General features: G+C 33.2%; 19 protein-coding genes and 3 pseudogenes. 11 read left to right on the forward strand and 11 right to left on the reverse strand.

The genetic code is table 11. The features are described from left to right. Positions 1-311 precede the first annotated feature (311 nt). Both OPS21_RS06490 and OPS21_RS06495 read left to right on the forward strand, forming a co-directional pair. The gene (locus OPS21_RS06490) at positions 312-1,088 is read left to right on the forward strand and encodes an enoyl-ACP reductase FabI (RefSeq protein ID WP_264336562.1); all 777 of its coding nucleotides are present in this window, start codon (positions 312-314) and stop codon (positions 1,086-1,088) included. Between the two features lie 228 nt (positions 1,089-1,316). Further along, a complete protein-coding gene (locus OPS21_RS06495) occupies positions 1,317-2,297 on the forward strand; it encodes an IS481 family transposase (protein WP_264336561.1) in 981 nt (326 codons plus the stop codon). 49 nt (positions 2,298-2,346) lie between these two features. On the opposite strand, the gene OPS21_RS06500 is transcribed toward OPS21_RS06495, so the two are convergent. Together OPS21_RS06500 and OPS21_RS06505 are read right to left on the reverse strand one after the other, a co-directional pair. Continuing rightward, a complete protein-coding gene (locus OPS21_RS06500) occupies positions 2,347-2,493 on the reverse strand; it encodes a hypothetical protein (protein ID WP_264336560.1) in 147 nt (48 codons plus the stop codon). An 80-nt stretch (positions 2,494-2,573) separates the two neighbouring features. Further along, entirely contained in the window at positions 2,574-5,015 is a 2,442-nt protein-coding gene (locus tag OPS21_RS06505; RefSeq protein ID WP_264336559.1) for an ankyrin repeat domain-containing protein, read from the reverse strand. Positions 5,016-5,807: 792 nt separating this feature from the next. Here OPS21_RS06505 and OPS21_RS06510 point away from each other — a divergent pair. Beyond that, positions 5,808-8,441, forward strand: a complete 2,634-nt coding sequence (locus OPS21_RS06510; RefSeq protein WP_264336558.1) for a TomO hydrophobic C-terminal domain-containing protein — start codon at positions 5,808-5,810, stop codon at positions 8,439-8,441. A 198-nt stretch (positions 8,442-8,639) separates the two neighbouring features. On the opposite strand, the gene OPS21_RS06515 is transcribed toward OPS21_RS06510, so the two are convergent. Together OPS21_RS06515 and OPS21_RS06520 are read right to left on the reverse strand one after the other, a co-directional pair. Further along, positions 8,640-10,139, reverse strand: coding sequence for a recombinase family protein (locus tag OPS21_RS06515; protein ID WP_264336557.1), 1,500 nt, complete (start codon positions 10,137-10,139; stop codon positions 8,640-8,642). A gap of 2 nt (positions 10,140-10,141) precedes the next feature. Beyond that, positions 10,142-10,288: pseudogene (locus OPS21_RS06520) on the reverse strand (DUF2924 domain-containing protein); the annotation flags it as partial. A 102-nt stretch (positions 10,289-10,390) separates the two neighbouring features. Here OPS21_RS06520 and OPS21_RS06525 point away from each other — a divergent pair. After that, a complete protein-coding gene (locus OPS21_RS06525; RefSeq protein WP_264336305.1) occupies positions 10,391-11,668 on the forward strand; it encodes an IS4-like element ISWpi18 family transposase in 1,278 nt (425 codons plus the stop codon). A gap of 198 nt (positions 11,669-11,866) precedes the next feature. On the opposite strand, the pseudogene OPS21_RS06530 reads toward OPS21_RS06525, so the two are convergent. The 4 genes and pseudogenes from OPS21_RS06530 to OPS21_RS06545 form a co-directional block, all read right to left on the reverse strand. Continuing rightward, positions 11,867-12,184 (reverse strand): annotated as a pseudogene (locus OPS21_RS06530) (ankyrin repeat domain-containing protein); the annotation flags it as partial. Positions 12,185-12,191: 7 nt separating this feature from the next. Further along, on the reverse strand, positions 12,192-12,668 hold the full coding sequence (locus OPS21_RS06535) for a hypothetical protein (RefSeq protein ID WP_114517894.1): 477 nt from the start codon (positions 12,666-12,668) through the stop codon (positions 12,192-12,194). Positions 12,669-12,683: 15 nt separating this feature from the next. Then, positions 12,684-13,904, reverse strand: coding sequence for a DNA modification methylase (locus OPS21_RS06540; RefSeq protein WP_265027619.1), 1,221 nt, complete (start codon positions 13,902-13,904; stop codon positions 12,684-12,686). Between the two features lie 80 nt (positions 13,905-13,984). Beyond that, positions 13,985-14,476 (reverse strand): crossover junction endodeoxyribonuclease RuvC, encoded by a 492-nt coding sequence (locus tag OPS21_RS06545; RefSeq protein ID WP_265027620.1) that lies wholly within the window; start codon positions 14,474-14,476, stop codon positions 13,985-13,987. Between the two features lie 217 nt (positions 14,477-14,693). Between OPS21_RS06545 and OPS21_RS06550 the strand changes: the two genes are divergently transcribed. Continuing rightward, positions 14,694-16,688: an AAA family ATPase gene (locus tag OPS21_RS06550; RefSeq protein ID WP_265027621.1), complete on the forward strand. Its 1,995-nt coding sequence runs from the start codon at positions 14,694-14,696 to the stop codon at positions 16,686-16,688. A 184-nt stretch (positions 16,689-16,872) separates the two neighbouring features. Here the strand turns inward: OPS21_RS06550 and OPS21_RS06555 are convergent, their stop codons facing one another. Further along, positions 16,873-18,150, reverse strand: a complete 1,278-nt coding sequence (locus OPS21_RS06555) for an IS4 family transposase (RefSeq protein ID WP_264336725.1) — start codon at positions 18,148-18,150, stop codon at positions 16,873-16,875. 102 nt (positions 18,151-18,252) lie between these two features. Here OPS21_RS06555 and OPS21_RS06560 point away from each other — a divergent pair. From OPS21_RS06560 to OPS21_RS06585, 6 genes and pseudogenes are all read left to right on the forward strand, one after another. Further along, a pseudogene (locus tag OPS21_RS06560) lies at positions 18,253-18,438 on the forward strand (hypothetical protein); the annotation flags it as partial. Positions 18,439-19,793: 1,355 nt separating this feature from the next. Further along, positions 19,794-20,318 carry a sigma-70 family RNA polymerase sigma factor gene (locus tag OPS21_RS06565; protein ID WP_007301868.1) on the forward strand — a complete coding sequence of 175 codons (525 nt, stop codon included), beginning with the start codon at positions 19,794-19,796 and terminating at the stop codon, positions 20,316-20,318. 60 nt (positions 20,319-20,378) lie between these two features. Then, positions 20,379-21,203 carry an ATP-binding protein gene (locus OPS21_RS06570; protein WP_012482039.1) on the forward strand — a complete coding sequence of 275 codons (825 nt, stop codon included), beginning with the start codon at positions 20,379-20,381 and terminating at the stop codon, positions 21,201-21,203. Between the two features lie 16 nt (positions 21,204-21,219). Then, positions 21,220-22,026, forward strand: a complete 807-nt coding sequence (locus OPS21_RS06575) for an AAA family ATPase (protein WP_264336569.1) — start codon at positions 21,220-21,222, stop codon at positions 22,024-22,026. Positions 22,027-22,065: 39 nt separating this feature from the next. Then, the gene (locus tag OPS21_RS06580; RefSeq protein ID WP_007301871.1) at positions 22,066-22,566 is read left to right on the forward strand and encodes a hypothetical protein; all 501 of its coding nucleotides are present in this window, start codon (positions 22,066-22,068) and stop codon (positions 22,564-22,566) included. A gap of 42 nt (positions 22,567-22,608) precedes the next feature. Then, positions 22,609-24,357, forward strand: coding sequence for an AAA family ATPase (locus OPS21_RS06585; RefSeq protein ID WP_264336570.1), 1,749 nt, complete (start codon positions 22,609-22,611; stop codon positions 24,355-24,357). Between the two features lie 6 nt (positions 24,358-24,363). On the opposite strand, the gene OPS21_RS06590 is transcribed toward OPS21_RS06585, so the two are convergent. Next, entirely contained in the window at positions 24,364-25,500 is a 1,137-nt protein-coding gene (locus OPS21_RS06590; protein ID WP_007303017.1) for a hypothetical protein, read from the reverse strand. Further along, a complete protein-coding gene (locus OPS21_RS06595) occupies positions 25,442-26,653 on the reverse strand; it encodes a hypothetical protein (protein WP_007301877.1) in 1,212 nt (403 codons plus the stop codon). Before OPS21_RS06595 ends, OPS21_RS06590 begins: the two co-directional genes overlap by 59 nt. Between the last annotated feature and the right edge of the window lie 62 nt (positions 26,654-26,715).

The raw sequence follows: 26,715 nt of genomic DNA on the forward strand, positions 1-26,715 counted from the left end.
TATCACAAGTCAAAGTTTTTATTTTATCTTACATTTTTGCTGTAATAACCTCTATGAATCACACAGATAAGTATGTGTGTGCACCCACGTACACTGAAGAAGATACACTACATTTTTTGATGAATTTGATTGTTTAATAAAAAAAAAAGTCTGCAGACTAAAGATAGATTTTGAGCTCTTAAAATATCTCTAATTGTAATTATAATGAGGTTGGAAATATGCGGAAGTAATTTTTATACGTTAGCTACAGTTAAAACATAATTGACTTTGCCTAGTTAATATTTCAAATTATAAAAAAGGCAAATAATTCTATGATATTGCAGGGCAAAAAAGGGTTAATAACCGGAATAATAAATAAGAGGTCAATAGCATATGGTATAGCAAAGACCCTCTCAGAACATGGAGCTGAGCTTGCAATCACTTATCAAAATGAAACAATAAAAGAAAAATTATTACCAATAGCAAATGAATTAAATGTGGAGTTAACATTACACTGTGATGTTTCAAATGAGGAAACCATAGATAATGCTTTTGAGGAAATAAAGAAAGAATGGAATACTCTTGACTTTTTGGTACATGCAATAGCATTCTCCGATAAAAATGAGCTAAATGGTAAATATGTCAATACTTCACTAAACAACTTTATTAATGCAATGCATATATCGTGCTATTCTTTTACTGCTTTAGCGCAAAGAGCGGAAAAAATGATGTTAAATGGCGGTAGTTTACTTACTTTATCTTACTATGGTGCTGAAAAAGTTATGCCAAATTATAATGTGATGGGTTTATGTAAAGCAGCACTTGAAGCAAGTGTAAAATATATAGCATGTGATCTCGGACCACAGAACGTCAGAGTAAATGCAATTTCTGCTGGTCCAATCAGAACTTTGGCATCTTCTGGAATAAGTGACTTTCACTCCATATCGGAATGGAATAGAAGTAATTCTCCACTTAGACGCAATGTTACAATAGAAGATGTTGGCAAGGCAGCACTATACTTATTAAGCGACCTGAGTAGTGGTACAACTGGAGAAATTTTACATGTTGATTCAGGGTATAATGTTGTGGGAATGAAGATAGTAGACTAATACAGTACTGCAGATGCATGTGAAGCCTGTGTTTTTTTGTTATCCGAGTAATTGACATTGGAGTCCAGTGTCAGCTACTCGAATGACAACATCTTTTAATTAAATTGTGTGATTCATAGAGGTTATTACAGCAAAAATGTAAGATAAAATAAAAACTTTGACTTGTGATAGTTTAAATACCTTATTACAATAATATGAATAAATTCATCAACAAGAGGCAATCAGTAAATGGATACCAAAGTTAAGTTGCGTCTGAATTGGATAGAATTATACAAAAAATTAGGTCATGCAGGCAAAGTATGTCAACACTATAACATTTCACGCTTTACCTTACGAAAATGGTACAAACGTTATGAAAAGCTAGGTGAACAGGGATTGTCAAACCTTAGTAGCAGGCCTAAAACTTTACCCTTACAAAAAATCAACAAGTCAAATGAACAGCTCATTCTTCATCTGAGAAAAGCTAGAAAATTAGGAGCAAGACGTATTCAAGCTGAATTAAAGCGTTTACATGATATCTCTTTTGCATTGGCTACTATACACAAAGTTTTGAAGAAACACGATGTAAGTCTTTTACGTATTAAGCGCCACTATCGCAAGCAGATTAAGCGTTATAACTGCAAAGTGCCAGGAGAGCGTGTACAAATGGATGTTTGCAAAATATCTTCGGGGCTTTATCAATATACTGCTATAGATGATTGTACGCGTTATAAAGTTATCGCATTATACTCAAGGCGTACTTCAAAAAATACTCTGGATTTCCTAAAACAATTAAGGGAAAGGGCTCCATTTCATTGTCAAAGGATTCAGACCGATAGAGGACAAGAATTTTTTGCTTACGAAGTGCAAGAGTGTCTAAAAGAATGGAAAATAAAATTCCGTCCAATTAAGCCGTTTTCCCCACATTTAAATGGTAAAGTAGAAAGAGCGCAGCGTACAGATTTAGATGAATTTTATAGTAGCGTTAACATTAAGGATTATGAATTGCAAGTCAAGCTTAGGGATTGGGAAGAATATTATAATAAACAACGTCCTCATAGCTCTCTTCAGGGAAAGACTCCTTGGGAAAAATATAAAGAACTGGAAAAAACAATTCCTTGTCTAAGTGAAATACAAAAAAATTATATCTCATCAAAAGAAACATTTGTCATGCAAAATTACAAACATAACCAAGAGTTAAAGTCACTTCAAAAATATAAAACCTCTTAACAGGTATTTCAAGTTCAGACTTGATCTGACAAATTAGTTGCAATAACCTCTATGAATCACACATGATTTTATTGTCAATATTTCCAGTACTACTATTAAACGAGTTTGTAATGTTTCTTATTTGTTCGGTCAGTAATGGATTTTGGTATAATAACCCTAACTTTGGTTTTAGTATTTTTGTTTGTATCGTACTCATATCTAACACTCCTTTCTTTTTTTATTTTATAACTTACTTTTTTAAAGTATCAGATCAAGTCTTGTTTAATACATATCATGCTACTCCATAAAACTCATATGCGTTGCATCATAACTATTATCGTCAAATAAATTAGATTCAGATGAATAAATATTATCATCAGATTGTGAGACAGGTTCATCAGTGTTAAAACCAAATAACCATGAGAAGAATCCACTGAAAAATGATCCTATTAAAGAAAAAGGCTTCATAACTATGCTAAATAAATTGGCAAAAAAAGAGCTCGTCTGTTCTTCTGTTTGTGTTTCTTGTCCTGCATTAATAGCTCCCTGTTGTGCTTGTAGTGTTTTGCTTTCTAAGCTTACAATTTTATCAGCTCCTTGATTTGTAGTTTCTGATCCTGATTCTTTTAATAGAGTTTTTATTTTTTCATTAAAAGCATCTACTATCTCTTTATGATCTTTTTCAGCAGCTAAACGTAAAGGCGTTTTTCCATGAACATCTTTTGCATTAACATTAATCCCTTTTACTTCTAGTAGAGCATCTACTATCTCTTTATGACCATTTTCAACAGCTAAATGTAAAGGCGTTTTTTCACGAACACCTTGTGCATTAACATTAATCCCTTTTACTTCTAGTAGAGCATCTACTATTTCTTTATGACCATTTTCAACAGCTAAATGTAAAGGAATATTGCCATAGCCATCTTTTGCATTAACGTCCGCTTTTTTTTCTAATAGGATCTCTACTATTTCTTTATGAACTTTTTCAGTAGCTAAATGTAAAGGCGTTTTTCCATGAACATCTTGTGCATTAACATTAATCCCTTTTACTTCTAGTAGAGCATCTACTATTTCTTTATGACCTTTTTCAGTAGCTAAATGTAAAGGAATATTGCCATAGCCATCTTTTGCATTAACATCCGCTTCTTTTTCTAATAGGATCTCTACTATCTCTTTATAACCATTTTGAATAGCCAAACTTAAAGAATTATAACCATAACTTTCTGGTCTATCAATGCGATACATAACTTGCTGTTTGTTAACATCAATATTCGGTACCTTTAATAGTTCTTTGACTATACTAATCTTGTTCTCCTTAACAGCAAGATATAGAGGGAATCCACCATCACTAAAAGAGCGATCTAATTTATTAACATCGATACCTGGTAGCTTGATAAGTCCTTTAACAATATTTGAGTAGCCTAATTTTATAGCCCAACTTAAAATATCACCGGCAGAGCCTGTAACATCAATCTTGTTATTTAATAGAGCTTTAATTAAAATTTCAACTGCATCTAATTTATCGTATGAGTAAATTTTAAGAGGACAATTTAGTGGAGTACAGTGAAAATTATTTTTTATATTAAGATCAAAACCTGGTGACCCTACAAGCTGTTCTATCACCTTTGAACAGCCACTAATAACGGCTAAATGTAAAGGAGTATTTCCATCAACATCTTTTGCATTAACATTTGTCCCTTTGTCCAATAGGATCTTTACTATCTCTTTATGATCTTTTTCAGCAGCTAAATGTAAAGGAGTCTTTCCTTTATCATCTACTGCATTAACACTTGCTCCTTCACTTATTAGACGGGTTACTTCATCAGTACTACCTATTTTAGCAGCCTTAAGTAATTCATTTGTGTTTTGCAATAGAGCTTTTGTTTCTTCATTAGTGGCTAAACCGAAAGGAGTCTTTCCATCAACATCTTTTGCATTAACATTTGTCCCTTTGTCCAATAGGATCTTTACTATCTCTTTATGATCTTTTTCAGCAGCTAAATGTAAAGGAGTCTTTCCTTTATCATCTTTTGCATTAACATTAATCCCTTTTACTCCTAGTAGAGCATCTACTATCCCTTTATAACCATTTTTAACAGCTAAATGTAGAGGAGTATTGCCATAGCCATCTTTTGCATTAACATCCACTTCTTTTTCTAATAGGATCTCTACTATCTCTTTATAACCATTTTGAATAGCCAGACTTAAAGGCGTCCATCCATCAGCACCTTTTGCATTAACATCCGCTTCTTTTTCTAATAGGATCTTTACTATCTCTTTATGATCTTTTTCAGTAGCTAAATGTAAAGGAGTCTTTCCTTTATCATCTTTTGCATTAACATTAATCCCTTTTACTTCTAGTAGAGCATCTACTATCCCTTTATAACCATTTTTAACAGCTAAATGTAGAGGAGTATTGCCATAGCCATCTTTTGCATTAACATCCACTTCTTTTTCTAATAGGATCTCTACTATCTCTTTATAACCATTTTTAATAGCCAAACTTAAAGGCGTCCATCCATCAGCATCTTTTGCATTAACATCCGCTTTTTTTTCTAATAGGATGTCTACTATCTCTTTATGACCTTTTTCAGTAGCTAAATGTAAAGGAGTCTTTCCTTTATCATCTACTGCATTAACACTTACTCCTTCACTTATTAGACGGGTTACTTCATCAGTACTACCTATTTTAGCAGCCTTAAGTAATTCATCATTTATATTTCTGCTTAAATCGCTCATCCTACACCCCTTCAAAATTATATTCTCATAGCAAAGTTATTAATAATCGGAAAATTATGGATGAAATTCTCTAGGCTATATCGTCACGCAATAACTTATAGCCCTTCTTAAGAATTGACCTTGACAAGAAAAAGTAGCGGAAAAGTTAGGAATATTTTCATAAAATGGGAGGTATGAATCAGAAGAATTTTATTCTAGTTAAAGTAGAAAACTACCATAAATTTCTCTTTGTACTTTCAAATAAACTATCATTAGCTTAATAATATACATCACTAATAACTTAAATATTGCAGCCATTTTTAACAACCAAAATTAGCCAGTGAGAGAAGAGTTTGTTTTGGAATGTCATGGTCTACCACTTGTTCCATGCAAACTTTTTAATATAATAATTTCACTGTACGCTAAAATCAGCTATATTGGCTTACTTTCGCTAAGTTTACATATGAATTGTTTTGTCTAGCTTTGTTGCAAAGGTTTCAAACTTCGATTTTCAAAATGATATTTTTACGCTGCTTGTTCTCACAAATATACGTACTACTTTTATGTTTTTAGAAAAAGTCAATAATTAGATTTTTTGTGATGCTAAATGAGATGCATATTTTAAAATGTTTCTCTATTACACTTCCTAAAGCTGTTTTATTTCATATGTTAAAAAATTAAATAGATAAATATGTACTATGAAATGCATACAAAAAATTAGCTTAATCAACTTTTTTACCAATTTTAGAGTTAGTTGACAGTTATTAAAATATTAGCTAAAATTATTATAATAATAAAATAGGAGAATATGTAATGCCTGCTACTTCAATATTAAAACAATTCGGAGGATTTACTAAAATCAGTGTAGAAAAATTCATAGATTGGTTAAAAAGTAATCCAAAAAATATCAAAAATCTTTCTTTTCAAAGTGAAGGTGAAGATAATGGAGAGGCTTTTAATCATTACATTGAGGATTTTATTAAGTCCGCAAATCTAGAGGAAACTCAATACCTAAACTTAAACTTGTGCAAGATTAGTGATGGAGTTATAGAAGCTCTTCTAGAAAAATCTCATACTCTAAAAGAATTTAAACACCTCTTATTGATGAACCATAGACTTAGTGCTAAAGGCATAGAAGCCCTGGCTCAACTTGAACACTCACTTAAAGATAGAGGACAAGAATTAAATGTCATACATGTTACACTTAATTCGAGTTATGAGTGCAAAGCTTTTTATGACTTTTTAAAAAATGAATATAAAAATCAATCTTCTAATACTGTAAATGCAGATAGTATAAAAAAAATGATCTTTGATATAGCAAGATCGGATAACAATGGAGACTGGCTTAAATATATACTAGAGCAATCTGAGAAATACCCTTTCTTAATTAATTCAAGAAATGAGCAGAATGAGACTCTACTCTCTTTTTACACTCACTCTCCTGCAATGCAAAAATTTTTGTTTAGCCATGGTCTGATTCCTGCAAAAGAGCCTGAAAGAACTAATGAATCACAGAAGATTGTACTAAATAAACAGTCTGTCCATTCAGAAGTAGCAGCAAAGAAAACACGCTTTACTACTAAGGAACTACTAAAATATCTAGAAGCTAGTAAGGATAAATTAGAGCAAGCTGCAACTTCTTATATGGAAAATATACCTAAATTATATGAGGAATATCAAAATAACCTAATAAAAATAAGGTTACTTTCCATAACTAAAGACGAAAAAACACGCGTAATGGAAGGAAAATTATCTAAAAACGCAACTCTACCAGATGATAAAGCGTTCGTTAAAGAAATCTTTGAAAAAGCCAAGAAGGTATTAGAAGATCAATACTTAAATAAAGATAAATACGGTAACTATACTCAAGAAATATCTAGAATAGAACTACAATATGATTACACGAGAGATGATGCAAAAATTACCATACCTCAATCCATAGGTTGTATTAAGTTGCTAATTGATAGATCACTTATTCCACTTGAAGAGAAAAAAGAATTGCTAGTTAGTCTTGCGGAGCAGAACCCAAAACTGGTACAACAAAAGTTATCTAGTATAAAATCAGAACTTAAAAATGATAATATTTCCTACGAACAAATAACTAATAGAACAATGTTTCATAAATTATTAGATAATGTGAATGATGATAAAGTGAATAAACTGTTTGAGGAAATTAGTGGATTTAATATAGAAAAAACGTGGAAAGAACAGAAAGAATTTGTTCTTCTAAAGGAAATATATGAAGCAGCAACAACATACGTTTATAAGAATTTTGAAAGCCATAATGCCTGCACTCAAGGCACATGGGGTCATATTATCAATAGCACAGATCAAATTAATTTAGAGTTAAAGAAGAAGTGTGATGAGTATTTGGAAGAACAAAGAAACCTTGAAAGTCAAAAAACCTCTATCACTGAGGAAAATATTACAGAATTTGTAGAAATTTTAGCTAGCAAATTAATTCAAGATGATAAAAACAATTCAGAATTAGGAAGCAATTTGATTGACAACCTTATATTAAATACAATAGATCTTGATCGTCCTGATAAAATTACACTTGCACAGCAAAAGATTTTAGCAGAAATCAATCGAAAGTTTACTGAAATTATTAAGGAATACTTACCCAATTATATTAGAAATATACCAACACTTCAGGAATATAAAATTATCATTAAAAAATTACTTAAAGTTAAGGCAATCGAGGATTATGCAAAAAGTCAACCGCAAATGTCGCCACAAGAACATGCTACATCTTTTTTTAGCGATGAGTATGAACAAGATGAACAGTTAAATTTATCTTCATCAATGAATTCTATCATTGGTAATCAGCCAAATCCAACATCATCTGACTTATCAATTTCTAAAGGTGATGAAAAACTTTCAGAAACTATAACAAAGAATCAAGGCAGCTTTGGGAATATTGGTAGTAAATCTATTTCTTATTCTTCTGAAGAGAAAGCTTTATTAAATATGTCAGCAAGCAATAATAAACAAGTTATACAATCAGAAGTTGTGTTAAGTGAATCTGAAAGTGAAGACGATAAGAGTGATATTACTGTAATATTAGCTAACAATAAGAAGGAAAAACACTTCCCTACTCAACCTGCTGAGCAAGCAGATTCTATAGATAGGGAAAGTAAACAGCTAAAACCAGTAACTAATAAGCAAGATATTAGTACTAAGGACAATAGCAAAAGTAAACCGAAAGAAAATAATGTGATTTCTCAAAATAAAAAAATGTATATTCTAGTTACTTCTGCACTTGTAGTAGCTGGAATTGTTTCAGGAATAGCTATTGCAGTTTACTCAGGAATGTTAGCGGTAGGAATAGCACTTGGAGTTTGTTGTCTAATTGCTGCTGCAGTCATATACTATTGTAATAGTCCTTCAAACTCACTTGAGAATAGCAATACTGAAGTTGCAATGAATCAAGGGCAGGAATTGTAAGGTAGGGTAAGAAGAAATAGCAGGATGGTTGATTTTATTAACTATGAAAGGCCAACTTACTGAAAATCCTATCTTTTTGCAATCAATTTATCCAATTTAGTGGGAATGTTAAATTTATTAATCTTTCCATAATTGAGGTTAAAGAATTGCAGAAAGTTTAATAATTTATAGATTCTTTTAAAGAAATTATCTTATTTTTCATTGGCAGACAGATTGCTTAAACACGTAAAACTTCTCCAACTGTTCACTCCACAACATCGGTATTTCTCTCAAATCAACTAATTTCAAACCCCTTGGCTGCCTCCCATTTACTATATCTTCTTTAATTTTTGGAGCTAAATAATTCAACCTCAAAATTTGCTGTATACGTCTTGTACCTATCTTAATTTTGACACTCAGTTCTTTTATACTCGCATATTTTCCCTCTTCTAGTTGACGTTTCCACAGATGGGCTCTTACCACTGCTTTTAGCAATGCATTATTTGTTTTCCCTTCTGGCTCTACTACTGTGCATTTGTTTCCTTTCTTCTTTATTGGTATAAACTTTTCCTCTGATTCAGAATTCACTTCTATTCCATCTTCCTTAACCATTACTCCCTTTATTAACTTTTTCACTACTTCTTTCTGCTTTCCAAAACTTAAATTTTTCCATTTTTCTTCGGTCTTTTCTCTCCAATTTTCATATAGCTGTTCCGCTTTCTTCATCACTTCTTTTTCCACTTCTCCAGCAACTATTGTTCGATTTACTGATTCACAATTCTTTCCCCTTAAGTGATTATTACATATGTAATATCGATACCTTTTATTTTCCTTTTTTGAGTATGTCAGTGTCATATTTACGTCACAGCTCTTGCACTTGATTATCCCCTTTAGTAGTGCCTCTTCATATTTTTTCCCTTGATATGGCTGATTCTTTATTAATTCTTGCGCTTTTTGCCAGTTTTCTTCTTCTATTATTGCTTCATGCTTTCCTTTATACTGTTTCTCATAATGCCGTATTTTTCCCATATATATTGGATTTGTTATTATTCTCCTTACCGTCGCTTTTTTAAAGATATTTAATTTTGTTCTGTAACCTTGACTATTTAGCTCTCTTGCTAACTCTGCCATTGAATTCAGCTCCAAATATCTCTCAAATATATACCTTACCACCTTTGCTTCTTTTTCATTTATTATTAATTCTTTATCTTTTATATCATATCCAAGCGGCAAAGTTCCCCCCATCCATAATCCTTGCTCTTTTGATGTTGCTATTTTATTTTTTACTCTCTCTACTATCATCTCTCTTTCTAGCTGTGCTGCTCCTGATAACACCGTTTGTACGAACTTTCCCATTGGCGTATTATTATCAAATATCTGCGTTACTGCTACAAAATTTACTCTATGTCTTCTAAAAAATGATGTAACTTCGATGCTATCTTTTGTTTCCCTTGAGAGCCTGTCTAATGTATATACTACTACACAATCTACTTCTCCTGCCTTTACATCTTCAAATAATTCCTTTATCGCTGGTCTTTCTAAGTTTTTTCCTGAGAAACCTCCATCATCGTACCTTTTTGCCAATATTACCCAACCCTCTCTGCTCTTTATGTACTTTTCACATGCTATTCGTTGCGCATCAAGACTATTAAACTTTTGTTCTAGACCATCTTCATTTGATTTTCTTGTATATATCGCACACCTTACTTCTTTTAGCATTTTCAATTTTCATTTTTATCACGCATACCGAATAATAAAGGTCCGTTGTAGCTCATTCCCATTATTTTTCCTGCCACTGCTGACAATGATGTATAAAACTCTTCTTTGTAGATTAAACCCTTGTCTGTTACCATTACCGCATGCGTTTCTCACTGCCATTAAGTTAAGGAAAAGTGATGAACTGTATTATAAAATCAGGTAAGATCCACAAATTAAAAGAAGTAATGACATGAGTAAAAAAAAGAATAATCATGTTTATAAAAAATAAATTGATGAGTTTAAACTTTATAAACGCACACAGAGCATCCTCAAAAGACTTCTCACGAAAAAGAAAGCTGCCCTTCGTTAATGTATTTCTCCTGATTTTTAGAAAGAGTGTAAAGTCATTACAAGTGATGCTTAATGAGTTTGTTCTGCATACAAGAAAAGATTATACAATTACGGCAAGTGCATTTACTCAAGCAAGAAAGAAGCTAAAGCATACTGCGTTTTCAGAGTTAAATGATGATATAGTTTCCCTATACTACCAAGATCAGGAATTTAAAACCCACCATGGCTTCAGAGTACTTGCATTTGATGCTTCAATACTGATTCTGCCAAAGAGCGACAAAATAATAGGTGAGTTTGGCTCAAGAGCAGTATGGAATGGAATCCAGAGATTTGAAGACTATACAAGTGCAACCTTTGAAGTTTGCTACGATGTGCTAAATAATATTGCAATAAAATCTGTGCTAAGTAGAGGTGACAGCTATGAGGTTGATTTAGCAATCGGTATGCTTGAATCCATAAAATCAGACGATTTGTTAATCTGTGATAGAGGATACGTATCTTATCGATTTCTTGCTGAGCTTACAGGAAGGAAAATCAATTATATAATTCGCTGTTCAAGTTCGTCTTTCAATGAAATAAACGCTATGTTTAAGCCGGAAAGCCCATCTAGTACGGTGGTAGTGTCTACCGCACCTATTAAAGTAGCAAGACAGCTACGAAAGCTAGGATTACCTGATGAGATGAAATTCAGGTTAGTCAAAATAATACTTTCTTCTGGCGAAGTTGAAGTGTTAGTAACATCTCTGTTAGATGAGAAACGTTTTACAGTTGAAGAGTTTGAGAGATTATATTACTTGCGCTGGGGAGTAGAAACATTTTTTTCTAGGCTGAAGGGAAGATTAAATTTAGAGAATTTCACAGGAAAAAGTATTGAAACTATCAAGCAGGATTTTTGGTCAACTATCTTCATCAGTAATCTAGAAAGTATCATGATAGAAGATGATGAAGAGACATTGAGCGCACAGAATAGTAAACTAAAAAAAAGCATCAATAAATCTGTCTCATTTAATGCGATTAAAAACTTAGCCTTTGATATTTTTTCTACAGAGTCAGACATAGACTGCATTATGGATCGACTATCACAGTTATTTTTGATGAACACTTTAGTGGTGAGAAAAGGGAGAAGAGTTGATCGTCATAAGATATCTGATATTCGTTCACTCAACTACCAGAAAAGAGCTAGAAAACATGTGTTTTAAATTCAAGATATCTTTTCAGTATCATTGCATTAGTACATTCTTTGCAAAATAACCTGCAATTATTACTTTTTTAAATAACTTGCACTTTTCAGACTCCCTTTTCTTAAAAATTCACCCTAGTATTTACCATAATTATCAATCACTTCAAATTTTTTGTCCAATCTTAACTTCTCTTTCCCTTAACTTAATGGCAGTGCTTACAGCATTTACCTCACCCACCATTGCAGCTAAATGAAGTAAGCTATCTTGTTCTGACCCGTATTTATTATTAATTAGCGCTTTTAATATTTCTGCTTTTTTCCCTTCTTTGGCATAATCAAGGGATGTTTTACCATCATTATCTTCCACAAAAGGATTAATATTCTTTTTCGTAAGCAGCAGATCTACCATGCTTAATTCATCAAACTCTATAGCGCAATGTAGTGGTGTCTTTCCATTTAATCCTCTAACATTAACATCTAATCCAGGTTGATTAATGAGGCACTTTATTAATTCTAAACTTAAGTGAGCAGACATTTTATATTTAAAATTTAGTGTTAGATAATTCTTCAAGCGAGTTTGTAATCTCTTCAGTTAGCGCCATATGAATCTTTTCAGTGTCACTCAGTGATGCAAGCAGTGCTGAAACCCTATTTGGAATATTAAGCAAATTATTACGGACAACTCTTGCTACATTAAATGCATCGCGCTTTACTTCCTCTACTGCTACAAGTTCACCAATCTCAGCCTTAGCTTTCGCCTCAAGAAGTTTACCTCGCTCCATTTCATTTTTTATTCGCGTTTTAAGCAACATCGTGGAAAGTTTTTCTCCGCTTTCTGAATAGTTTTTTCTTCTCAGTGGTTGACTTGGATCTCTTATTGTTTCTATAGCCCTGTTTGCTTGTTCTCGGTCAATGAGTCCATCCTCCAGCTCAACTATTCCTTTTTTTACTAAATAACAGACATATTGCTTTGATACTCCTATCTCTCTTGCCCATTCTGTTTGTGTGATTTTTTCCACTCTTTTTGCTCCTTTTTACGAATTTTCTTCTTGAATTTCTGCAAAAGTTTTACCAGTACTGGCTAAAATGGCATCTCTTCCGGTATATACTTGCCAACGTTTTATGGTTACATCTACAAATTTTGAATCTAGCTCTATTGTTCTGCAAATTCTTCCTGTTCTCTCACATGCAATCATCGTGCTGCCAGAACCGCTAAATGGATCAAGTACTATGTCTCCTGATCTGCTGCTGTTTACTATTGCTCTCTCCATTAGCTCTACTGGCTTCATTGTTGGGTGCAGTGAGTTATGTATTGGCTTATCATAAAACCACAGATCACTTTGATTTCTACCTCCATGCCACTCACGTTTATTGCCGCTTTTCCATCCATAGAGCATTGCTTCGTATTGTCTTTGATAATCTGATCTTCCTAGCGTAAAGTGATTCTTTGCCCAAATGATAAATGTTGACCAACGACCACCTGCTTCTTCAAATGCTTTTTGCAACGTCGAAAACTCTGATGATGATATGCAGATGTAAATTGCTCCTTTCGTATATGCTAAAATATTGGAACAGATGTAGTAGAGAAAAAGTTCGTACTTTTCACCTTGATTATCGTTTAGTATTTTTTTATCTTCTCTTTCCTGACTGCTACCGTAATCAACGTTATATGGAGGATCACAAACAGTAATGTCTGCCATTTTATCATCTAACAGCGCTTTATATGATTCAACTACAGAGCTATCACCACAATAGATTCTATGATCACCTAAAATCCATAAATCCCCTGGTTTTGTTATTTCTACCCTTTTTTCATCATCAATCAAGTCAGAAAAATCTTCTTCTTCTCTATCTAAATCATCAAGAAAGTTTTGAACTTTTTCCAATTCAAATCCAGTCATTTTAAGATCAAACTGTAAATCTTCTAACTCTTGAATTTCTACTTTCAAAAGCTCATCATCCCACTTTGCCCAATTAGCTGATTGATTTGCCAGTAACCGAAAAGCTTTAGTTTGTGGTTCATTTAAATTATCACTTAAAACAACAGGAATACTTTCCATACCAAGTTTTCTTGCTGCTTTAAGTCTTAAATGACCATCAACCACAGTTCCATCGCTTTTTGCAACTATTGGTATACGAAAGCCGAATTCCCTGATTGAAGCACACATTCTGTTGACTACATCGTCATTTTTACGTGGATTACGCTCATATTCAACTAGGTTTCGAGTAGGATAATAGTGGATTGCTAAATTCATATCTTAATAATTAAAAAGTTAATATTCAAAATATATCTGACGCTAAAGAAGGCCTGGGGTCTGACCCACCAAACCCGCCATTATGGCCGAAAGGACCCACTTTTTATGGGTTTTTTTGTCTTATTAATATCTTTACTAATATAGAACATTAATGCCAAAGCATCGGCCTCATTATCATCTCTAGGTGAAAAACTTTTTTCACGTATCGCTTCAATAACTTCACTCTTACTTGCATTGCCTTTGCCTGTGATAAAGCGTTTTATAGTCTTAACAGGAACACTCTGATAGGGAATATGATTCTCTTCACACCAAGCAGAGAGAACTGCAAGAAAACCACCATAACAATGCGCTGCATCAGTTCCAAGGTGTCTTCTCACTTCCTCAAAATAAACTGTTTCAATACTTGGAAATTTTTCTTTCATTTCATTCAACCACTTACGAAAATTTAGAAATACCATGCCACCTCCACTAAAACGACTAGTATGAAAACTCTCACTGCCACTTTGAACTATTCCATCATGTAGAATAGCCCATCCGGTTTGTTTCCCTAAATCTAGTGTTAGTATTGACATTCTGTAAGATATTTGTTTGGAGGTAGCCTAAGCAATAACATGGACACTTAAGTTACCTCTTGAAAATAGTGGGAGTGAAAATTACGAGTTTCAAACTTTCATACCCCTCTACTAATATATATCGCAAAAACTTCACAGAATGTTCAAAAAAATATTATTTTTTATGTTTTTTCAAATTACGCTGAACAAATTCATTTCATTTTGCGATTAATTACTTATGAGGAAACAGAAAAAATCCCTGATAAGTTTTAATGGAGAATTTATGAATATTTCATGCGATTTCAACAATACTATTTCACAAAGTTATCTACCATCATCAGAAGAAACAGCGAACATAAAATTAAGGCTTCTGGCCGATCTCAGATCTTGTCTTTCTTACTTGCTACCAAATGGGGTTTTTCATGGTAATAGGTTTTATGTAGGTGATGTACATGGTAATCGAGGAAAAAGTTTAGTAGTAGAATTAACTGGTAGTAAAGCTGGGCTTTGGAAAGATTTTGCAACAAATCAAGGTGGTGATATTATTGATCTTTGGGCAGAAGTACACTCCAAAACAGAATTTCATGAGATAATGGCTTCTATAGCTGAGTGGCTTGGGTATAACAAAAAATATACAGAGAAGCAATACATTGACGAAGACTTTGAGAAATTTATTACCTACAGTTGGAATTATTATGATGAAAATGGTCAGGTGATTGTAAAAGTTTACCGTTCTGATTTTCCTGGAAAGAAAAAAGTATACAAGCCTTTTAATGTTAAAACGTTGAGTTATAAAGCACCTGATACAAGACCACTATACAATATCCCTGGTATTTTGAAGTCTGATAAAATCATTCTTGTTGAAGGTGAAAAATGCGCAGAAGCACTAATAGAAAAAGGAATTACTGCAACAACCACAATGTCTGGAGCAAATGCAGATGCGGACAAAACTGACTGGTCACAACTTAAAGGCAAGCATATTGTTATTTGGCCGGATAACGATGAGCCTGGTAAACAATATGCTGAAAATGCTACTACAAAACTTCTCAGCTTAGGTATTGCATCGCTTTCTATAGTCAAAATTCCAGAAGGTAAACCAAAAGGTTGGGATGCTGCGGACTATGTACAAGAAAACACAAATGTTTCTGACTTCATTGAAAATAACTTGAAAAAGGTAATTATTAGACCACCACTGAACATTTTAGACTGGAGTGCAGATCGTTTTGTAGGTCCAGTACCAGAGCAAAAGTTTCTTGTTGAAGGAATATTTCCCTTGGGTGTTACTTCAATAGTAGCTGCTATGGGAGATACAGGTAAGGGTATGCTACTCCTCGATTTGGCGCTTAAGGTTGCAAGTGACACAGATCAGATATGTGGTTTTGGTTCACCTGTTACTGAACATGGATCAGTAGTAATCTTTTCAGCAGAAGATGATGCAGGCGAGGTACACCGTCGGCTTGAACGTCTTGATCCTGAATGTAAAAGATTAAAATTTAAAGATAAGCTGTTTATAGTACCACTACCAAACGTAAGAGGATCACTGACAATACTGAGAAGTATTCGTGGTAAAATTATTGAAGTTTCGCCTGAATTTGAGTCTATAATAAAACAACTTGATAAAATTAAAGATCTGAAATTAGTTGTGTTTGATCCTCTTGCATCGTTTATTCATGCAGACATAAATGCTGATCCTGCTGTAGGAGATTATCTAATGTGTTTATTGTCTGATTTAGCATGTAGTACCGGAGCTTCGATAGTTACTGCTCATCATCTGAGAAAACCAAAAGGAGAAAAGCCTATATTAACTGCTGAACAAGCACGTGATGCAATTAGAGGCACATCTGCTCTTGTTAATGGTGTCAGATGCTCATATGCTTTTTGGCCAGTAGAAGGTACAGCTAAGCCAGAGATCTTTCAATCAATAGGAGAAGCTCCAAGACAGAATGCGTTATTTTATGGAGCAGTTGTTAAGGCAAATGGTTTAGCTGACCGAACTGTACGTACTTACCTGAGAAACCAAGAAACAGGGCTATTAGAAGATATAACAGTGCAACTAAAAGGTAAAAATGCTAGTGAAAAAGACCTTAAAATGTATCTTGTTGATGCAATTGCAAGATCTGCTGTTGCAGGGCATCCATTCACTCATACAGGAAATACAGGAGTATACAAACAACGGCACAGATTACCTGATATTCTTCATGGTCTAGGGAGAGATAGACTACACTGCCATTAAGTTAAGGGAAAGAGAAGTTAAGATTGGACAAAAAATTTGAAGTGATTGATAATTATGGTAAATACTAGGGTGAATTTTTAAGAAAAGGGAGTCTGAAAAGTGCAAGTTATTTAAAAAAGTAATAATTGCAGGTTATTTTGCAAAGAATGTACTAATGCAATGATACTGAAAAGATATCTTGAATTTAAAACACATGTTTTCTAGCTCTTTTCTGGTAGTTGAGTGAACGAATATCAGATATCTTATGACGATCAACTCTTCTCCCTTTTCTCACCACTAAAGTGTTCATCAAAAATAACTGTGATAGTCGATCCATAATGCAGTCTATGTCTGACTCTGTAGAAAAAATATCAAAGGCTAAGTTTTTAATCGCATTAAATGAGACAGATTTATTGATGCTTTTTTTTAGTTTACTATTCTGTGCGCTCAATGTCTCTTCATCATCTTCTATCATGATACTTTCTAGATTACTGATGAAGATAGTTGACCAAAAATCCTGCTTGATAGTTTCAATACTTTTTCCTGTGAAATTCTCTAAATTTAATCTTCCCTTCAGCCTAGAAAAAAATGTTTCTACTCCCCAGCGCAAGTAATATAATCTCTCAAACTCTTCAACTGTAAAACGTTTCTCATCTAACAGAGATGTTACTAACACTTCAACTTCGCCAGAAGAAAGTATTATTTTGACTAACCTGAATTTCATCTCATCAGGTAATCCTAGCTTTCGTAGCTGTCTTGCTACTTTAATAGGTGCGGTAGACACTACCACCGTACTAGATGGGCTTTCCGGCTTAAACATAGCGTTTATTTCATTGAAAGACGAACTTGAACAGCGAATTATATAATTGATTTTCCTTCCTGTAAGCTCAGCAAGAAATCGATAAGATACGTATCCTCTATCACAGATTAACAAATCGTCTGATTTTATGGATTCAAGCATACCGATTGCTAAATCAACCTCATAGCTGTCACCTCTACTTAGCACAGATTTTATTGCAATATTATTTAGCACATCGTAGCAAACTTCAAAGGTTGCACTTGTATAGTCTTCAAATCTCTGGATTCCATTCCATACTGCTCTTGAGCCAAACTCACCTATTATTTTGTCGCTCTTTGGCAGAATCAGTATTGAAGCATCAAATGCAAGTACTCTGAAGCCATGGTGGGTTTTAAATTCCTGATCTTGGTAGTATAGGGAAACTATATCATCATTTAACTCTGAAAACGTAGTATGCTTTAGCTTCTTTCTTGCTTGAGTAAATGCACTTGCCGTAATTGTATAATCTTTTCTTGTATGCAGAACAAACTCATTAAGCATCACTTGTAATGACTTTACACTCTTTCTAAAAATCAGGAGAAATACATTAACGAAGGGCAGCTTTCTTTTTCGTGAGAAGTCTTTTGAGGATGCTCTGTGTGCGTTTATAAAGTTTAAACTCATCAATTTATTTTTTATAAACATGATTATTCTTTTTTTTACTCATGTCATTACTTCTTTTAATTTGTGGATCTTACCTGATTTTATAATACAGTTCATCACTTTTCCTTAACTTAATGGCAGTGAGATAGACTAGAGCGTATAGTACAAGAACTTCTACAAACAAAGAAGTTAGTAAAAGGAATGTCTACAGGCTCGAGAGAAGATAAATGGCTTGATGTTAGAGAAGGCCCTTTTGCTCGTGGTGTTGGAAAATTTATTCATGGAGCTGAAGGTATTATACCAAATCTCATTGCTAACAAGACAAATTAGAAACAGCCCTTTTTGACTATAATTGAAGAGTTTAAGCAAATTCATAATATGTTCTATTTGTCTTTCCAATAACAAAATTAGTTGTAGATAAAATTACGGGTAAGCTCTTCAAGCATCTGAGGGTTTACCCTATTTTTTTATTACAAGCATTGGAATACATTATATATTATAACTTCAACTAGAAGTTGATAGAATATATAAAAAATCATACCACTAATAATTGAATTATGTTCCTATTCCTGCGTTACTGAATCAGTAATCAGAAATTAAGGAATGAAAAATACCTCTAGAAACCTAAACTTTATACTCTCTATTCCTAAAAGTGTTCCTAGAAAGCACCCCTCTAAAGTTGGCCATTATGGCTGATTCTACGTTCCTAAAACCCTTATATTATTATATAATATATATGAGTAATAAATAAAAGTAATAATAAATAATAGTAAATTACAAACAGTATAAAATGTTAATGAAAGTAAAAAGACTACAAAAATATTACTAAGATATTTAAATTGAATAAAAAAGAACAAATGGCTCACAATAGCGTTTTTAAAAGATTCTACGACTTTAAGGTCAATTATACTACCTTGAACTAAAGAACGCTTATAAACCACATTAAAACCGATTAAAAGGCAATTAACACTACATTTTAACTTCGCAAAAGATTCCTACCCAACTTTATCATGTTTTATTTTAGTTATAAAGAAATTTTTTTTAAAGCTGAATTAACTTGAAAGAACATAAAAAACCTAACAAACAGTGGAAGGATAAACATGCTGAGTTTTAAAATCAAAGTCTTTAGTAGATTTAAAAGGCCTAATCATTTTTGTCTTTTTGATGAGCTTTATCGAACCAATTTTAAAATTATTTAAACTTTTTTTGAAAAATTTCCGGAAAAAGTTGTGACTAATCCGGTATAATTATTATAGAGGACTATGAATTTTAGATGCTCCAGAAAGAAGCGGTTAAACAAATGCTTAGAAAAAAATAAAATGACCTTCAATTGCGTTTCAAGACGATTCTGTAATGAATTATACCACCTCTATGCAATAACGCTTGTTGTTTGTAAAGAAATTTCTTACAAGCCTGACAAAAAAATTCACCTTTCTTTATAGGGTTAAAAAAGTTTTATAAAATCTTTAATTCTTTAGTAGAAATCTTATTGGATCAACCTATTTTTCTTCTTTTCACCGAACCATGTCTGAACAAATTTTTCACATGGGGGATGCTTCAAGAAAAAAGGCCAGAATATCAATAGTTTTATTTTTTCATATGGGGGAACGAATTTTTCCCATGCCGTACAAAGTGAGGTTAAAACCCTTCATCCTTATTCCTTTCAATCTTTCATGGAGTGCTATATGCAATCTAAAAATAAATATCCTGGTATTGATCCTTCAATCATTAAACAAATACGAAAACGTGCTAGACAAATTAAATCTTATAAATGCTGTGTTAATTCTGATATTGAAGATATAAAGCAGCAGCTCTTATGTGAAACTTGGTCTGATTTAAGCCAGTATAATGGTGAAGAAAGTGGTAGAAATGCATTTATTCATAGTGTCATAAAAAACCATGCAATAAGCCTTCTACGCAAACAATCCTGTGCTAAACGTGGTAGTAAAGCAGGCGTAGCATTTGTTGATATTACTGACTTGGATGATGTTATTGATGAAAATAGTAATTTTGCAGATAAAGTAGCAGCTAGTGTTGATATAAACGAAGCAATTTCAAAACTACCAAAGCTCTGGCAGGACATTTGTTATCAGCTTGAATCTCATAGTATCTCTGAAATCGCAGAAATACATGGAATATCTAGAACAACCATCTATGACATTAGAGAACAAATACGCGCTAAACTTGCTCATCTCAAAATATATTTATGAAAATTTTTGAACAAATCGTCGTCATTTTGCGATTACATATTATGAAGGGGTAATAAAACTATGACTTTAAAAATAATAAATAGTGAACAAAGAGTAAAAATGGTAACAGGTGTGAAGATAGTAATCTTCGGACCATATGGAATTGGTAAGACCAGTCTGCTTAAAACTTTGAATGAACCGACACTTTGTCTTGATTTTGAAGCTGGGCTACTTGCTGTTCAAGATTGGCAAGGGGATTCTATAAGTATTCGTACCTGGAATCAAGCTCGCGATATTGCCTGCCTAATTGGTGGACCTAATCCTGCATTAAAATCTGATTCAGCATATAGTCAAAGACACTATGAGCATGTATTCAGTAAGTACAAAGATCTAGAATTCTCTAAATATAGCTGTATTTTTATCGACAGTATTACAGTAGCCTCGCGGTTATGTCTTTTATGGGCAAAAATGCAACCAGAAGCTTTCTCTGACAGAAATGGCAAACAAGACATGAGAGCTGCATACGGGTTACTTGCTCAAGAAATGATGGCTTGGCTCAATCAGTTTCAACATATTCCCAATAAAGATATCATTACAGTTGGTACGTTAGGTCAATATTTAGATGACTTCAATCGCCCAACTTGGCTACCACAATGCGAAGGAGCTAAAACTGCCAGTGAAATACCTGGTATTGTTGATGAAGTAATTAGCATGGTAAGCATCAAGAAGGATGATGGTACAGAGGTACGTTCCTTTGTTTGCCATACTATTAATTCTTGGGGATATCCTGCTAAAGATCGTAGTGGTTGCCTTGATATGGTTGAAGAGCCGCATTTAGGTAAATTACTTACAAAAATCAAAACTAAAACCTTTTCTACTTCTACTCAATTTATGCCACACAACTAACTTTTGGAGGTTACATATGTTACAAGACTTTTTAACTACTGGTCAAAAGATTCCCTTTTTCAGTATGAAAGAATATTTGAATGACCAATCACCTATACCGAAAGACATCGTCTCACCAAGAATTTTAACTCAGAGAAGTTTATTGGTTCTAGGTGGCCCTCCTAAAATAGGTAAAAGTGACTTTTTGATCTCTTGGCTTGTTTATATGGCTGCAGGTGTTTCTTTTCTTGGTATGACTCCAAGTAGACCTTTGAAAATCTTCTACATGCAAACTGAAATTGAATACGAATATATGAAGGAACGTTTGCAATGTCTTCAACTTGATCCAGAACTTTTGGCAATAGCTGCTAATAACCTAATAATTACGCCAAAAGTGCATTTATCATTTTGCCATGAAGAAATAAATTACATAAAAGAAATTGCGAAGGAACGCTTTAAGCCTGATATTTTGGCAGTTGACCCTCTGCGCAACATCTTTAGTAGTGAGTATGGCAATGAAAACGATAATAGCGCTATGCTATTCTTTCTGCAAAAAACTCTTGAAAAACTACGTAATGCTATTAACCCAAATGCTGGAATAATATTAACGCATCACACGAAAAAATTATCCAAGAAAATGCTCGAAGAAGATCCATTTCAGGGCTTAAGTGGTGCTGGATCTCTCAGGGGATTTTACACTACTGGCATGGTGATGGTTGCTTATGATGAGGAAAGTACCAGACGTCAAATAGTATTTGAGCTACGCAATGGTGAACGTGTGCCAAATAAACTTATCGATAAGATCAACGGTAGCTGGCAGCTTCTTGATCAATGGAATAACTGAGCTTTTTTTAAAAATCAATTGATATATAGGGGGCAACTTATGCTGCAAGATTTTTTAACTGATTTCAATAATGCGAAACTACAGAGTAGTTTAATACCTAAAGGTACAATAGTCAAGGTAAAAATGGCAATTAAGCCTGGTGGTTACGAAAATTGGTTCACTAAAAGCTATGATACTGGCAGCATCTATTTAAACGCTGAATTTACCGTCATTGAAGGTCCATACGCAAAATGTAAGATTTACCAAATAATTGGTATTAAAAGTGGCAAATCAGAAGGTAAAGAAGATACTTGGGGAGAATCTGGACGTTCTATGATTCGCAGTATTTTAGAGTCAGCTCGTAATATTCATACAAATGACACATCAGAAAAAGCAGTTCTTGCGCGAAAAATCAACTCAATTGCAGATTTAAACGGCCTGGAGTTCACAGCAAAAGTAGGCATTGAGGCTAATAATACCTATGGAGATAGGAACAGAATTGCTACGGTCATTACTCCTGAACAAGAGAAAAATTCAGACGCTGATTGGATACCATTCTAAATAAATTGCAACTATTTTTATAGTAAATTAATCGGAGGTTACATGGAGTTTTGCATTACTGAATCAAGACAAGAGATAAAAATGTTATTGGCTCACAATATTAAAGAGTGTCTGTCTTACTTATTGCCTGGTGGTAAATTTGGTTATGGGTTCTATTCTGGAAATATTAATAAAGACCACTTGATGGTAGTGGCAGAAGGTAAGCAAACTGGCACTTGGTATAACTGTGATAAGAAAACTAACGGAGATATTATTGAACTCTGGAGCATAATAACCAATAAAACTGATTTTTCTGAGATTACCAGCCTTATAACCAAGTGGCTTAGTGAGCGTATAATAGCAAAATATAGCTACCTTGATAAAAATAATGAGGCTATAGCTTATGTTTATTTGTATAAAAACAATTATAGACATATATGGAATCTAAGAACCTCTAGGAATGGTCTGAAGCCATTATATAACATTCCCGGTATTATTAAGTCTGATGAAGTGATTATAGTTAAAGGTGAAAACCGTGCTGATAGTTTAATAAAGAGAGGTCTTACAGCAACAACTGCAATAGATGATGATATTGAGAAAACGGATTGGTCTATGCTAACAGATAAGCATATAATAATTTGGCCGGAAAAAGATGAACAATATGTTAAAAAAGTAGCAGTGGAACTAGACAATTTAGGTATGTCCTGTGAGAATCCTGAAAGTTTAGGTATATCATCTGAGAACCGTGAAAGTTTAAGTGTATTATCTGAGAAAAAAGCATTTCCTGCTAGTCATTATCTAAATGATAAATCTCCATCACCAGAGGATATAATTTTACCGAGAATTCTTACTCCTGGAGGACTTTTACTACTTGGAGGAGCTCCAAAGGTTGGCAAGACTGATCTACTGCTTTCTTGGTTAGCACATCTGTCAGCGGGACTACCGTTTTTGAGTATGGTTCCAATTAGACCATTAAAGATCTTTTATCTTCAAACTGATCTTGAATATCCCTACATTAAGGAACGGCTACAACAATTGAAATTTGATGATAAATCTCTAGAATTAATATCAAAAAATTTAATTATTACACCAAAAACAAGCTTACTTTTGAATTCTCAAGGAGTAGAAGAAGTAAAAGATATTATAGCAGAGAGACTAGACGTTAAAACAGTTGATATCATTGCTATAGATACACTACGTGGTGTTTTTGATTTCAATCAATATAAAGGAGAAAATAGTAATAGCTCGATGTTTTGTTTTTTAAAAGATAGAGTTGAAAAATTGAGGTCTATAACAAACCCTAGTTGTGGAATCATTTTAACGCACAATACTAACAAGGTATCGAAAAAGTCATTAGTAGAGGAACCATTTCAAAACTTTAGCGGAGCATCGGCTTTAAGAAGTTTTTATACTTCAGGGATAATGATGATCAAGCCAAACGGAGAACAAAATACTCGTCAATTGATATTTGAACTTAGAAATGGTAAATCTATTTTACCTATGCAGATCGAAAAAGTAAATGACAGTTGGCAAACTGTATCAGAAAAACCAACTGTAAAACAACGTCGAAAAAAAAGTTATGACATCATTTTACGGTTAATTAATGAGAGAGCAGCTAAGGGAAAATTTTATACTAAAAGCCAATTTTGCTATTTATTTGAAGATACATTTGGTTTGAAGAGTTGTCATTCCATTCGTAGATATGTTAACGCATTAGTTGCTTCAGGTTATATTAAATTCTATGAAAAAGAAATACCAGAGCGCGTAAAAGTTATGAAAGTGGCTGAGCATTTAACGAGGAGAGATATTTAATAACACTCATTTTTTAAGAACAATAGTAAAAGGATTAAGCCTGTAGCCATATTCCTTAGTACCTATCCCTGACCATGGCAGAGTTTGAATAATATCGTCTTTTTTGACATTTAAACCTAAAGTTATAGCCAATTTCTCTGCTATAGTTTTTTGCATTCTATTTATTGGTTTGCGAATTTGTTGTTCAACATCGTGAATGTTTTCTAAGCGATTTGCAATTTCTCCAACGTTTAAAGTTTTGTATTGCTCTGGAGAAATTCCACTTTTAAAGTCATGAAAAAATTGATCTAAGAAAATAAAAAATATTCTTCCAGACTTTGACTGTGTTTCGATAACTCCTATACCATTAACACAAATGTCATTGCCTTTAATATGGAGCTGAAAAGTCTTTTCTGCTGGAGTAGACTTAGTCTGTTGCAATGGAATGTAAGAATAGCAATTGAATGCCTGAAAAGAAACATTAGGTAATAATTCTGGTACTCCTTTTTCTACTGTTTGATGCAATACTTCATTTAAACTTTGATCTTCGCAAATTAGATCTGCTATAGGAACAATGTGTAGATTCAGTGGTGGCTTAAGACTCTCCTTATTAAAAGTTATTAAAGCAGTAGGGGTGGTTTTTAACTTATCCACAGCAGAGTATGAGTTATCAGGACAGCATTCGGGAATAATTAAGCTGATAAGGCTTGTGTCAACAATAACATAATAAACTCCGGTTGCTACTTTATTACAAGTAATCTTTAAACTTGCTAATTGCTTTTCAAACCATTCTATAACTTTCAAATGATTAACTTTTACCTCTAAAGAAAAGTAACGCTGTTTTTTATAAGTATCAGGTAAAATATCACGTTCACAGAGGTCACACATTATTGGGTTATCATAATCTTCATCATAATCGCTGACAATTTCTAATCTATTGTTGCAGAAAGGATTTATTACATGAAAATCAAACTCATCTTCATCATTAGCACAGATTATAAAGTAATATTCTCTTAAATTTACAAACCCAAGACTTGACAGGTATTGTGCAACTTCTAAATAATCTCTGCTAGGTGTATCATAAGAGTCACTCCACCGTAGCAGATTAGTAACTATTTGCCTGTAGAAAGTTGGATTTTGCTTTTGACAGAATGGTAAGTCCATAAGTATTGGAAAACATTAACTTAAAATCTTCACGTTCTTTTTTATCAAGTACGTGTTCTGAATAATTGATCGCTATATAGTCTGTATTGGCATGAAAAGATAGAGTAACTTTTTTGTTTCTAAATATCACCTTTATATGTTGAACAAGACTAATATTGTAGATTATACTTCCAATTGAAGGCTCTAACACCTTTAACCACTTTTCTATGGAATTTGTGTTTAATGTAAAATAAGTGCTTGGTTCAGGTGACGTAAACTTTAATTCAATTAATTTGATGTCTTTTATTAATTCATGTACACAGTCAGTCAAGAATGTACGCACTTGGGCAACTTTATTCTGATTACGTAGATTAATAAATGAGCATTCACGTTGAAAATATCGACTGGCAATGCTGTTTGCTATTTCTAAGCCACGTTTGAGGTTTTTAGTACACAAATTTACCTGATTGCTATTTAAAGAGAAGTCAAGAATAATCCAGTCAGGTTTGTAACCGTGTATTACTTGGTTTGAGCTAAGTACCAGGTCTGAATCACTAGCACGACGTATAAATAAGTAAATGCGGTCTTGGTAGTAAAAAAAACCTTTGAACTTACTTTCAAAGTTGTCATTTGCTAGAGAATCATGTTGAGTTAATATCTCTCGCAGTACCTCTTTCGACAAAAAATCTTTAAATGAGCTCTGTCTTTGTCTTGGAGGATTATTTAAAATAAATGATGAAAAACTTCTTTTTTGAACTTTATTAAAAAGAAAGACGTGCTTCAGCAAGTTATGGTCAATAAGAAAGAGAGTAAATAGTATAGATTTTTTATCATATTTTACATCGCCACTCAATATAGGCTTTGCTATCTCAATTATGGCTGAATCAGACTTCAAACGGCTAAAGTAGCTGATTAAATAATAATTAGGTAAATAATCAAGGTTGCTGTCGATAAGGAATTTACGCTTTTGCTGAACTGACCTATAGTCATAATAAGGACTATTATCAAACAAATGCTGTTGATAATTGAAGTGTTGTTTAAGAATAACATTTAATTGCTTATTATTAAGAGAGTTAATCCAACTTTTGCACAAATCAGGATTTTGAAAACTCAATAGTAACTCAGTAGCAGGAACTTCAAGATCATCTTCCCAGAATTCTTGATTGGCAATCATTGTCCAAAAGAAAAAATATTATGACAACTGTAGTATATTAAACAGTTGCGTCAATACTACCA

Origin of the sequence: Wolbachia endosymbiont (group B) of Chorthippus parallelus, assembly GCF_947251815.1 — a bacterium.
In the GTDB taxonomy this organism is placed as follows: domain Bacteria; phylum Pseudomonadota; class Alphaproteobacteria; order Rickettsiales; family Anaplasmataceae; genus Wolbachia.